The 11,936-nt window shown below is 38.4% G+C and carries 11 protein-coding genes and 2 pseudogenes; 8 read left to right on the top strand and 5 right to left on the bottom strand.

What is annotated here, in order from left to right; translation table 11 throughout:
• Nucleotides 1–86 precede the first annotated feature (86 nt).
• Nucleotides 87–1,082, top strand: coding sequence for a 7,8-didemethyl-8-hydroxy-5-deazariboflavin synthase subunit CofG (gene cofG, locus ACOWPH_RS16510; protein WP_015216469.1), 996 nt, complete (start codon nt 87–89; stop codon nt 1,080–1,082).
• An 88-nt stretch (nt 1,083–1,170) separates the two neighbouring features.
• Nucleotides 1,171–2,706 (top strand): bifunctional phosphoribosylaminoimidazolecarboxamide formyltransferase/IMP cyclohydrolase, encoded by a 1,536-nt coding sequence (gene purH, locus ACOWPH_RS16505; protein WP_015216468.1) that lies wholly within the window; start codon nt 1,171–1,173, stop codon nt 2,704–2,706.
• Between the two features lie 581 nt (nt 2,707–3,287).
• On the opposite strand, the gene ACOWPH_RS16500 is transcribed toward purH, so the two are convergent.
• Together ACOWPH_RS16500 and ACOWPH_RS16495 are read right to left on the bottom strand one after the other, a co-directional pair.
• Nucleotides 3,288–4,022, bottom strand: a complete 735-nt coding sequence (locus tag ACOWPH_RS16500) for a lipoate--protein ligase family protein (RefSeq protein WP_015216467.1) — start codon at nt 4,020–4,022, stop codon at nt 3,288–3,290.
• A gap of 47 nt (nt 4,023–4,069) precedes the next feature.
• Entirely contained in the window at nt 4,070–4,549 is a 480-nt protein-coding gene (locus ACOWPH_RS16495) for a YbjN domain-containing protein (protein ID WP_015216466.1), read from the bottom strand.
• Nucleotides 4,550–4,760: 211 nt separating this feature from the next.
• Here ACOWPH_RS16495 and ACOWPH_RS16490 point away from each other — a divergent pair, with 211 nt between their 5' ends.
• Nucleotides 4,761–5,852, top strand: coding sequence for an aromatic ring-hydroxylating oxygenase subunit alpha (locus ACOWPH_RS16490; protein ID WP_015216465.1), 1,092 nt, complete (start codon nt 4,761–4,763; stop codon nt 5,850–5,852).
• A 353-nt stretch (nt 5,853–6,205) separates the two neighbouring features.
• Here ACOWPH_RS16490 and ACOWPH_RS16485 read toward each other — a convergent pair whose 3' ends face one another.
• Both ACOWPH_RS16485 and rpiA read right to left on the bottom strand, forming a co-directional pair.
• Nucleotides 6,206–7,387, bottom strand: coding sequence for an aldo/keto reductase (locus ACOWPH_RS16485; protein WP_015216464.1), 1,182 nt, complete (start codon nt 7,385–7,387; stop codon nt 6,206–6,208).
• A gap of 163 nt (nt 7,388–7,550) precedes the next feature.
• Nucleotides 7,551–8,261 carry a ribose-5-phosphate isomerase RpiA gene (gene rpiA, locus ACOWPH_RS16480; protein WP_015216463.1) on the bottom strand — a complete coding sequence of 237 codons (711 nt, stop codon included), beginning with the start codon at nt 8,259–8,261 and terminating at the stop codon, nt 7,551–7,553.
• Nucleotides 8,262–8,558: 297 nt separating this feature from the next.
• Between rpiA and psbP the strand changes: the two genes are divergently transcribed.
• The 5 genes and pseudogenes from psbP to ACOWPH_RS16455 all read left to right on the top strand — a co-directional run.
• The gene (gene psbP / locus ACOWPH_RS16475) at nt 8,559–9,104 is read left to right on the top strand and encodes a photosystem II reaction center PsbP (protein ID WP_015216462.1); all 546 of its coding nucleotides are present in this window, start codon (nt 8,559–8,561) and stop codon (nt 9,102–9,104) included.
• A gap of 217 nt (nt 9,105–9,321) precedes the next feature.
• Nucleotides 9,322–9,915 (top strand): Maf family protein, encoded by a 594-nt coding sequence (locus tag ACOWPH_RS16470; protein ID WP_015216461.1) that lies wholly within the window; start codon nt 9,322–9,324, stop codon nt 9,913–9,915.
• 46 nt (nt 9,916–9,961) lie between these two features.
• On the top strand, nt 9,962–10,252 hold the full coding sequence (locus tag ACOWPH_RS16465; protein WP_015216460.1) for a nucleotidyltransferase family protein: 291 nt from the start codon (nt 9,962–9,964) through the stop codon (nt 10,250–10,252).
• Between the two features lie 94 nt (nt 10,253–10,346).
• Nucleotides 10,347–10,595, top strand: a pseudogene (locus ACOWPH_RS16460) (DUF86 domain-containing protein); the annotation flags it as partial.
• A gap of 42 nt (nt 10,596–10,637) precedes the next feature.
• Nucleotides 10,638–10,808 (top strand): annotated as a pseudogene (locus tag ACOWPH_RS16455) (Maf family protein); the annotation flags it as partial.
• Between the two features lie 214 nt (nt 10,809–11,022).
• Here ACOWPH_RS16455 and ACOWPH_RS16450 read toward each other — a convergent pair.
• Nucleotides 11,023–11,931 carry a PEP-CTERM sorting domain-containing protein gene (locus ACOWPH_RS16450; protein WP_015216459.1) on the bottom strand — a complete coding sequence of 303 codons (909 nt, stop codon included), beginning with the start codon at nt 11,929–11,931 and terminating at the stop codon, nt 11,023–11,025.
• Nucleotides 11,932–11,936: the final 5 nt, after the last annotated feature.

The following is an 11,936-nucleotide window of genomic DNA, read 5'->3' as shown; positions in this document are numbered from 1 at the left end:
ATCAATTAGGAGCTACAAAGATTACATAGCAATAGTTTCAGGAATTTTTGCTAGATTGTAAATATCTACTCATAAACGTTACATTTATGCCCTCATCTAGTTCAAACATCGTTACATATAGTCCGGCTTACACCATCGTCCCCACCTACGAATGCTTTAATCGCTGTTCCTACTGCAACTTTCGGACAGATCCTGGTCAAAGTCCCTGGCTGACTCTCGCAGAAGCAGAAGGTATTTTACAACAACTGCAAAGTCAAAACGTCTGTGAAATCCTCATCCTCAGTGGTGAAGTTCATCCCCACTCCTCAAGGCGTAAGGCTTGGTTACAGCGAATTTATGATTTGTGTGAATTAGCACTAAAAATGGGATTTTTACCACATACTAACGCCGGTCCACTCAGCTTTGAGGAAATGCAAAAACTAAAATATGTAAATGTATCAATGGGATTGATGTTGGAACAATTAACACCAAAACTACTCAATACAGTGCATCGCCACGCGCCTAGTAAAATACCAGAACTGAGATTGCAACAATTACAATGGGCAGGAGAGTTGCAAATTCCTTTTACTACAGGCTTGCTTTTAGGAATTGGGGAAACTGAGAATGATTGGTGGGAAACTTTAGCAGCTATTTCTGAATTACATCAACACTACCAGCATATACAAGAAGTAATCTTACAACCCCACAGTCCAGGAAATCAGCAAAGCTTTAACGCACAAGCTTTTGACCCCCATAAATTACCAGAAGTCATCAGCAAAGCACGGGAAATTTTACCCGCAGATATTGCAATTCAAATTCCGCCTAATTTACTAAAAGATGAAAATTGGTTACTAGCGTGTTTAGATGCAGGTGCGAGAGACTTAGGAGGAATAAGTCCAAAAGATGAAGTTAACCCTGATTATCCCCACTTGCAAGAACAGACATTAAAAGCAATTTTACAACCTGCTGGGTGGAAATTAGTACCACGTTTACCAGTTTATCCTCAGTTTCATAGCTGGTTAACTAAAAAATTGGCGAAATTGCTTATTTTCTTCCTTCTTCCCTCTTCCTTTGCGTCCTTCGCGCCTTCGCGGTTCATTTAATCCGTATTCTTTTAGGTTTTTTTGCAAAGCCATTCGGTAGAATAATCATCTACTTGCAATCTTATAGTCCAAAGGAAACTGGGGAATTATGGCGCGTCTAGCCCTGCTGAGTGTATCTAACAAAACTGGTATTATTGATTTAGCCCGGAACTTAGTTGAAGAATTTGGCTTTGATATTATCAGCAGTGGGGGAACAGCCAAAACCCTGAAAGATGCCGGAATTCCAGTCACCAAAGTTTCTGACTACACAGGTTCACCGGAAATTTTAGGCGGTCGGGTGAAAACTCTCCATCCCCGCATTCATGGCGGTATTTTAGCACGACGGGATGTAGCGCAAGATGTAACAGATTTAGAAAATAATCAAATTCGTCCTATTGATTTAGTGGTAGTCAATCTTTATCCTTTTGAGGAAACGATCGCTCGACCAGGTGTAACATTAGCTGAGGCAGTTGAGCAAATTGATATCGGTGGCCCAGCTATGTTAAGGGCATCATCGAAAAACTACGCTCATCTGACAGTATTATGTAATCCTGACCAATATGGGGAGTATTTACAAGAATTACGCCAAAATGGAGAATCTTCTTTAGCGTTTCGCCAAAAATGTGCTTTGAAAGGATTTTCACATACTGCCAGTTATGATAACGCCATAGCTTCCTACCTGGCTGGCACACAAGCAGAAGAATTACCACAACAATATACTGTTTCTGGTCAAAAACTCCAATCTCTGCGTTATGGTGAAAACCCCCACCAACCCGCAGCTTGGTATCAAACAGGAAGTACAGCTACAGGTTGGGCTGGTGCAACTAAACTGCAAGGAAAGGAACTCAGCTACAATAATTTGGTAGATTTGGAAGCTGCACGGCGGATAATTGCCGAATTTACAGAAAGTCCCGCAGCGACAATTATCAAACATACCAATCCCTGTGGAACTGCTGAGGCTGACTCGATTTTTACAGCTTATCAAAAAGCTTTCAATGCTGATTCTACATCGGCTTTTGGGGGTATTGTGGCTTTAAACCGTGCCATTGATGCAGCGACGGCTACGGAACTAACGAAGACTTTTTTAGAATGCGTGGTTGCGCCTGGTTGTGATGAAGAAGCCCAAGAAATTCTAACTAAAAAAGGCAACGTCAGAGTTTTGATTTTACCAGATTTGTTAACTGGACAGAAAGAAACAGTGAAAGCGATCGCAGGTGGGTTCCTTGTCCAAACTGCTGATGATATTGTTGCAGATGTAAGTAAATGGCAAATTGTCACCGAACGTCAACCCACTCCTAGCGAGTTAGCAGAATTGCTGTTTGCTTGGAAAGTTTGTAAACACGTTAAATCCAATGCTATTGTTGTGGCGAGCGATCGCACAACTTTAGGAATAGGTGCAGGTCAAATGAACCGCGTCGGTTCGACAAAAATAGCCTTAGAGCAAGCTGGAGAAAAAACTCAAGGTGCGTTTCTCGCCAGTGATGGTTTCTTCCCCTTTGATGATAGCGTCAGAACCGCAGCCGCAGCCGGAATTACAGCTATTGTCCAACCAGGGGGCAGTCTGCGCGATAAAGATTCCATCAAAGCTGCTAATGAACTAGGTTTATTAATGGTGTTAACTGGCGTTCGCCACTTTCTACACTAAGTTATATGTAGATTCTTTGCTGTCAAATAACTCAATTATAGAATTGTCACGCAATTTACTTGCCATTCTCTAACTTCAGTGATATAGTGATGGGGTGTGAGGAGCAATGTTAAATATAAGAAGCGCTTGGGGTGGAAACACGGTAACACTCCCAGGCGCTTTTTATTGAGCGTGTAAAAAATAACCTCCTGGTGCAGTTACGAAAGTGGCACTTAAGATACTTGTTTTTTAATTCAGCAATGATAATTTAACTCTTGTGTGAGGAGTAAGTTGAAACAAAAAATGCTTGGGGTGGAAACACGGCAACACTCCCAGGCGTTTTTTATTTTTGCCTCAGTCCAGATATTTAAATTATTAATATAAAATTTTTAGTTAAGTACTTGCTATTTAATTTAACCAATGATATAAATATGGGGTGTGAGGAGCAAGTTTCAAAGAAAAGCGTTTGGGGTGGAAACACGGTAACACTCCCAGACGCTTTTCTATTGAGTCACAAATTCAAAACGAAAACTTAAATAAAAACTCTGCGTCACTTTGCGTTTACCTCAGCGAACCTCCGCGTTTGAAAGTAAAATTCCCAATCATTTTAGTATAGGCTGTGTCAAAATTGCTTCCCACTCAGTTTCAGAAAGCGGTTGTACTTCTATCTGCATATGAAAACAATCACAAGCCGCAACAATCAAAGCTTCTATCAGTGTTTCCAGACTGAGATTTTGAGGAAGTTGAACTGGGGTAAAAGCATCTTTACCAAATACTTGTTTAAATAAATCTGCGTCTGGGTGTAACAGGATAGAACCATGCTGTAAAATCGCCTCACCTCGTCGCAGTTGGGCGCTACCAATCAGTTTACTACCATCTGCTAAAATTAAGTCTGCACCTGTCGCAGTTCCAAAACAGTTAGGGTTGTGGATATAACCACGCCCAGCTTGACCATAATTTAACTCTAAACCAAGCGATCGCCAGCCGGCAATCAAAAACTCACAAATCTTTCCATACACCTGGAGACGACTTCCCTTAATTTCCGATGTCACTACAGCATAAGTCAAATCACCTTGGTGTAACACAGCCCTCCCACCACTAGGACGACGTACTAAATCTAGTTTTTCACCTTGCCAAGTTAAATTTTGCCAATATTCAGGGTATTGTTTTTGATGATATCCTAGGGAAATTGCGGCTGGCGACCAAGTATAAAACCGCAGAGTTGAAGGATGATTTCCTGACTCGTGCTGTTCTAACAACCAATGGTCAATTGCCATTTGTAAATTACCAGTAGTTGCTATTAAAGGAATTAGTCGCCAAACCTGCTTATTTTGCATCCGATGCAGTAGACTTCAATCTCAAATCCAAAATCTAAATGTACCTATTATGCCAAACCATACTCAGCTGCTAAAGCTTCATCATTATTATCGGCAATGGTAGCAACTATGGTAATTATACGGGAAACTTCGCTAGGTGACAACTCTGCTAAAGTCCGTGATGAAATTACAACCACTTGATTGTCGATAATTCCAAAACGAGCTTCAAAGGTACTAGTAAAGTTCAATTCTAACAGATAACGCATCAATTTGGTTTCATCTTTAGCGGGTAAATTCAGTACCGCAGACCAAACTGTAATTGTATCTTCATCACTCGAACCCGTGAGTTGTACAAATACTTCTACACTGCCATATTTAAATTTCCATAGATACGCACCCTCTGGTGTATGGCTAACCATAGCACTGTTATCTTGTTCCAAGGTGCCGATCACGCTTTGAATCACTTGTACATGATTAAGAGCAGTTGTTTCACTAATGAGTTCATCAATGAATTCATCGGGAGTTAGGGTTTCTTGGTAGCTTGTCATACAGATTTATTCCTCAATATGGTTACTGCTTTAATGTACATTAGGGAACTCTTAACAGGGAACTCTTAACAGAGAGAATAATCACACATTAACTTTTTCCTGCTGCCCTTTACTTTCCAAAAAATCGATAATTTGGTATAAAAAGAATATATAACTGTAAATACAAATTACTTACTATATAACTTTAAGCACCGCTGAATTTTAACATCTTATGCAGCAAATAATTCCTGAAACTACTTCTCCTTTTCCTTCAGTTCTACAAACTAGTGTGCGAAAAATCGGGATTAATCCCAATCATTGGTACGTAGTGGCACGCAGTAGTGAAGTTACTAATAAACCTTTAGGTGTAATAATTTGGAAACAAGCGATCGCACTCTATCGAGATCATACCGGAAAAGTCCATGCCTTAGAAGACCGCTGTCCTCATCGTCAAGTTCAGCTTAGTCACGGGCAAGTCAAAGGCAATCAATTAGAATGTAATTATCATGGTTGGCGCTTTAATAGTAACGGTGAATGTGTAGCAGTTCCCTACCTAGCCGCAAATCAAAAATTACCGACTTGCCAAATTCGCCATTATCCAGTTAAAGAACAAGATGGTTTTATTTGGTTATTTCCCTCAGATATAGAACCATCTATAGAACCAATGGGTTTACCAGAATGGGAACATTTAAATTATATCGCTACAGTTTCCGTAATTAATACTCAAGCCCATTATTCATATTTAATTGAAAACTTGATGGATATGTATCACGGTCATTTGCATCAAGATTTACAAGCCTGGGCAGAAGCAGCATTACAAAATATTGATGAGGATGACAATCGTGTTAATGCCCATTATACAGCCCAAAGCTATTATAAAATAGATAAAATTTGGTCGATATCACAATTATTTTTTCCAGCATTGCGACGCTTACATCCTGAACCCTTAAATGTCAGTTATATTTATCCCCATTGGGTATCTACCTTGGGTAATGATTTTAAAATTTACTGTTTATTATGTCCTGTAAATGAGACACAAACAAAAGCCTATTTAATTCACTTCACATCACTTAACGCCTTTTGGAGACTACATAAATTACCAGTATGGTTTCGACGGTTTATCAAAAATAGCTTATTTGGTGCAGCCCAAAAATTACTTGATGGTTTGGTGATACAAGATGTCAAAATGATTGAAGAAGAACAGCAAGCTTATTTACAGAATCCAGAAATACGGAATTACGAGTTAAATCGAGCCTTAGTGAGTGTGCAGAAGCTGATGAAGAATCAAATTGAGAAATTAGTAATGGGTAATCAAATAGATTAATTTCGTAAAAATGCAAAATTAGAATTTATGTAAGTATTTAGGATAGAGAATGTTTGATAAGTAGTCGTGCAAAATAAATTTTATATTTGGGAGACAGAAGAGGTAACAGATAAGGAATACAGAGATTTTTGGATCAAACAAAAATGTTAAATTAATTTTGCCCAGGTACTTATAGCAGGGAACTTTTAACAGTAGAGAAAAATATTATTCTTCCTTCTTCCTTCTTCCTTCTTCCTTCTTCCCTCTTTCTCCGAACTCCGAACTCCTAACTCCTAACTCCTAACTCCTAACTCCGAACTCCTAACTCCTAACTCCTGACTCCTGAATTCTTACAAGAAGATTTTTAATAAAATTCAACTTTGAGATAAACGTTTCACTTCTGCACCTGCTAACATTTCATGGGCTTTTGCTAACATCTGGGGTATTTTCTGTCTTTGAGGACTATTAACAAGACATTCTTTTAAATCTAGTTCTGCTAACTTATCTGCTTTATTACCTGGAAACCAAGAACTACCATTACCTAAGAGGTTGTAGCGCATTTTGCTGTATTCTATCATGTCATAGGCTAAAGCTAAATTTAATAACCACAAAACGGTCTTGATATTCATCTGTCCTGGTGTTTTTTCCCAAGTTGGTAAATTAGTTTCCCAATTTTTTACCCAATCTTCTCCTAAAGTTTTTATAGCTTCTGATTCTAACCGAGCTAGAATTGGTGGTAAAATTTTATCTGCATTATCTAATAATTCTAAAGTTTTTAAATGTTCATCAAAATCTTGAGGTTTTGCTGCCCCTATACTTAAGGTATGCACTTGAGGATGACTCAAACAAAATAAATCATTAAATACCATTGGACTCAATGGATAACACAAATTAACTAATTTTTCTGATGGTTGATATAACAAGCCTCCTTTATTAGATGGACTAATAATAAACACTCCCATATCTAGCCGATTAGCAGCTTCAATTGCTGACCAATTCCATTGATTGATGTAGTACCAGTGCAAATTAACATAATCAAATTGATTGGTATTAATCGCTTTTGTAATTATATTTGTTGGTCCATGAGTAGAAAAACCAATAAATCTCACTTTTCCTTCTGCTTGTAACTGCTTTGCTACTTCTAAACAACCTCCAGGATTCAGGCTATAGTCAAAAGATTCCGCATGATTGATACCATGTAAACCCAGCAAATCAACATAATCTAATTGAAGATATGCCAGAGATTTTTCAAATTTTTCTCGGAATTTTTTCGCATCTGCTACAGGAGAGACTTTTGTTTGTACAATCAACTTTTCACGGAAAAATTTAGGCAGTATTTTTCCTAACTGCATTTCTGAAGTTCCATAACCACGGGCAGTTTCAATGTGATTGATTCCTAGTTCTACGGCACGATGAATTGTTGCTTCTAAGTTTTCTTGTTGATCTGCTGGAATCTCATCTAGTGGAACATCTTGCCATTTGAACTGATATCGCATTCCCCCACAGGAAAAAACGGGCATTTGTAATTCTGTGCGTCCGAATCTTTTATATAGCATCGTGTAATTTTAGATTTTAGATTATGAATATTTACAAGTATAACTTAGTCCAATTATTCATAAAATTTTAGGGTGCATTACTTCACGATATAGCTAACTTACGTTTTTGCTATTGTGGTTAACACACCCTTTGATTTTAGATTTTTTTACCTGTAATTGCTAACTACATTTGCCGAACAACAGGTTTACCATCTATAACTTCACCAATCAGAACTAAATCCACACAATTGACGAAGATGCCATTTTCCAAAACACCAGGAATGTTATTGAGTGTGATTTCTAAATTCGCTGGATCTGGAATCGAGTCAAATCTGACATCTACGACCATGTTACCTTGATCGGTGATGACTGGGCCTGCTTTTTTGACACCCATACGCAATTCAGGCTTACCACCGAGTTTCTTAATGGCATTAAGTACAGGGGTGATGGCCATTGGTATTACTTCTACTGGTACAGCAAAACTAGAACCCAAGCGGTCTACTAATTTGCCACTATCGACTACAACTATGAATTGCTCTGCTAGATAATCTACAACTTTTTCGCGGGTATGTGCTGCACCACCACCTTTGATCAAATTTTTGTAGGGATCGACCTCATCCGCACCATCAATGGCAATATCAATGTGGTCAATAGCATCTAAAGTGGTGAGGGGAACACCGTACTGTTTTGCTAGAACTTCCGACTGAAACGAGGTGGGGATACCGACGATATCTTTAATTTCACCAGACTGGAGGCGATCGCCTAAAAACTGAATTGTGTATGCTGTAGTTGAACCTGTACCCAACCCCACAATAGAACCTGATTTTACCAGGGCGGCTGCGGCTTTACCAACTTCTTGCTTCATCAATTTCACTGGATCTGCTGCTACGGTCATTTCCTCAACTCCTGAAAAATCAATTAAATAGAAATAGAAGGCACTATTGAATGCTTACAGAGAATGTATCACGTTGAATGTCTATGATCTTCGGTTCAATCTGACTAGCGTATTGTGGCGAAAATAACTATCCAGTTCAAAAAGGTTCAATTGAGGTATAACGATGCCTACGTCCTCTACAGGCATCGCTATGAAGATTCTCTCTATATCCCAAAGCGTACCCATTAATGGGAGAATAGGACGGTGTAATAACGCTTGTCTTATATTATTGCTTTGGGTCTAAAGGAATTTTGATAAATGTGGAAAAAAATTGCTTTAATTTTCTTATTAGTGTTTAGCTTCAGTTTCAGTAACTCTGATGTAGCGGCTGCTGCTGGATTCAAAAGCTTTGTAGATAGTGCTGATGGTTATCAGTTTTTATATCCTAATGGGTGGTTGCAAGTTAAAGTTGCCAACGGGCCTGATGTAGTTTTCCATGATTTAATCGAGATTTCAGAAAATGTATCTGTGGTAATTAGTCCTGTTCCCGCAGGGAAAAATTTGGCAGAGTTGGGGACTCCGACAGAAGTGGGATATAAGTTAGGTAAGGCTGCTCTTGCTCCTGTAGATTCTGGACGTAAAGCCGAATTAACCAACGCGGTTCAAAAAGAATCTAATGGTAAAATATACTACCTCTTAGAGTATGAGGTGCAACTCCCTAATGGACAACAAAGACACAATATTTCTAGTGTCGCTGTGAGTCGTGGTAAGCTTTTTACCTTTAATGCTTCAGTCCCGGAGAGACGTTGGCAAAAACTGCAACGCATGATTGATGAAATTGTCAATTCTTTTACGGTGTATTAACTAATATAACTGGGAACTGGGGATTGGGTACAGAGTTTTCTAGTGAATAATTATCAATTAACTATTAACTATTAACTATAGCGGTTCTCGGTTGAGTGAGATACAAGAACCCCAACCCCAACCCCCTCCCCGCAAGCGATGAGGGGGCTATGATGTATTTCATTCAAATGCATACCGCTATATTACCTAATTAGCAATTCTCTCCATTTTTTTGACTATGACCATTCCTGAATTTATACTTGCTTCTGCTTCTCCAGCACGTCGTCGCTTGCTGCAAACTGTGGGAATTGAACCAAGAGTTTGTCCTAGTGATTTTGATGAGTCACAAATTCAACTTAGTGATCCTGCCCAATTGGTACAAACTCTGGCTCAGTGTAAGGCAGAAACTGTAGTTTCGCAGTTTGCATCAGCGTTGATTATGGGCTGTGATTCGGTTTTAGCTATGAATGGAGAGATTTATGGCAAACCGGCAGATGCGGAGGAAGCGATCGCTCGTTGGCAATTAATGCAAGGTAATTTTGGTGATTTGTATACTGGTCATGTTTTGATTGACACTACACAAAATCGGAGTGTTGTCAAGTGTCAAGTTACTAGAGTTTTCTTTGGGAAGATGAGCGATCGCGCAATTCAAGCTTATGTGGCTACAGGTGAACCACTTAAATGTGCTGGAGCCTTTGCTATTGAAGGATTTGGTAGTTTGTTCGTGGAAAAAATTGAGGGTTGTCACAGTAATGTAATTGGCTTGAGTTTGCCATTACTCCGACAGATGATAGGGGAATTGGGGTATGAAGTGACGGATTTTTGGGGATAGCAGATCAAGAGAAACTATAATATTGAATGTGTTTTAGGGAAAAACCATGAAAAGAGATGAGGTACTGGCAATTTTAGCTATACATCGAGAAAAATTGCAGAACCTAGGAGTAAAATCCCTTAATTTATTTGGTTCAGTGGCACGGGATGAAGCTCGTCCAGATAGTGATGTAGACTTTTTAGTGGATTTTAATCAACCAGGTGGGTTGTTTCAACTTTTGCAAGTGCAGTATTATTTAGAAGATATTTTGGGATGTTCTGTAGATTTGGGAACTGAGGATGCTTTGAGAGAACATTTACGAAGACCTGTACTCAAGGATATTATTCGTGCCTTCTAGAGATTGGCGGTTTCGCATTCAAGATATTGTGGCATCTATAGCTGAAATTGAGCAACGTATCACAGATGTCACGTTTGAGTAATTTGCTAAAAATCAAACGCTTGTCAAAGCTGTTCTCTACGATTTTGTCGTGATTGGAGAAGCTAGTAGAAATATACCTAATGAAATCCAGTCACGCTATCCTCTCATACCTTGGCGTTTGATGGGAGGGATGAGAAATGTGGTAACTCAGGAATATTTTCAAGTTGATTTGAATAGAGTTTGGGAAACTATTCAAAATGATTTACCTTCATTAGTTCCACATCTACAGGAAGTGCTGGAGAGGGAAGTATCTGGAGAATAGTTGATTAAATTAAGAGCGATCGCACTCCCTGATTTTAGATTAAGGATGAGCGATCGGGCAATTCAAGCTTATGTTAATACTGGTGAACCTTTGCAATGTGCAGGAGCTTTTGCTTTAGAAGGGTTTGGAAGTTTATTTGTGGAAAAAATTGAAGGTTGTCATAGTAATGTGATTGGTTTAAGTTTACCCCTATTTCGACAGATGATAGGGTAATTGGGATATGAAGTTACTGATTTTTGGCAGTAGCAGCAAGTATTTCTCCTTGTTGAAGTCGCTCTAGGAGTGGTTTAATCTCGTTGCGAATATTAAGATATTTATTTCAACCAGATTTGATCTCATGAACCATGAGATTTTTGAAGTTTAGCAAAAAATAACTCCTGTAATGGAGTTAATGAAAGGGTTGTTACGGTGTTATTCTTGATGTTTTTTAGCAGACTTTTTCTGGGTCTTTTTCAGTGGATTTAGAGAAATTAAGTTTGTGCTTGAGGCGTAAACCTGCGCCTATTGTACCAAGAATGATTAAACTTAATACTGAGGAAGGTTCAGGAATTGGATGAATATCTTCAGCTTCCACTGATTCTATTGAGAGTAGCGGATCTCTAGGAAGAACCGATACATAAGTCACATTCACACGGCTTATTGTCTTATTTATAGTGCGATCAAAATTTAATTGCTCACTATTAAGAATACTGAGGACATATTTTTGTTCTTCATTACCTCTTCCAAAACCATCATAACGCCATCTAAAATTGCCGTCAAATAGAATAGAATCTGTCCAATCAGCTTGAAAAGTATTGCTCCAATTTAATATGCAAGGAAATGATGGTTGTATAATACTTTGTGTCCCTGATGGTAATTTTACAGTAATATTTAAAACACATTTTTTCCTATCGCTAGTGAGAGTCATTGGATCTAAGTTAGTAATATCATGACGAGAAACATCTAGACTATCATCTGGTACTACATCTCTTACAATAGAAATACTAAAAAAATTAGTTTGACTATTATTAAGTTGATTATCAGCGAATAGGTCTATTTTTACCCCTTGTCCTGCTAAGAAGTCTATAGTATCAAATTTTATTTTGAAACAATCAGCTAAAAAACCTAAATCTGATAATGAGATACTAACTCCATCGCCTGGATTAATTAATGGAATTAAAAGCCTTCCAGAGCTTTCAGAAAAAGAAGTATCACCAATTGCTGTGTACCTAGAATCTATAATTCCATCATCAAAATTATCAGAAAAAGATACAGCACGTACGGGAAGTGCATCAGTCATCGAGAAAATTCCAACTGCTGCTAAGATAATGGATTGAATTAAACTCATTTTAAACATATCAA

It is taken from the genome of Anabaena sp. PCC 7938 (assembly GCF_049315035.1).
Taxonomy (GTDB): domain Bacteria; phylum Cyanobacteriota; class Cyanobacteriia; order Cyanobacteriales; family Nostocaceae; genus Anabaena; species Anabaena cylindrica.
The sequence above is the reverse complement of the archived record's forward strand: the minus strand, read 5'-3'. Positions and strand labels throughout refer to the sequence as shown.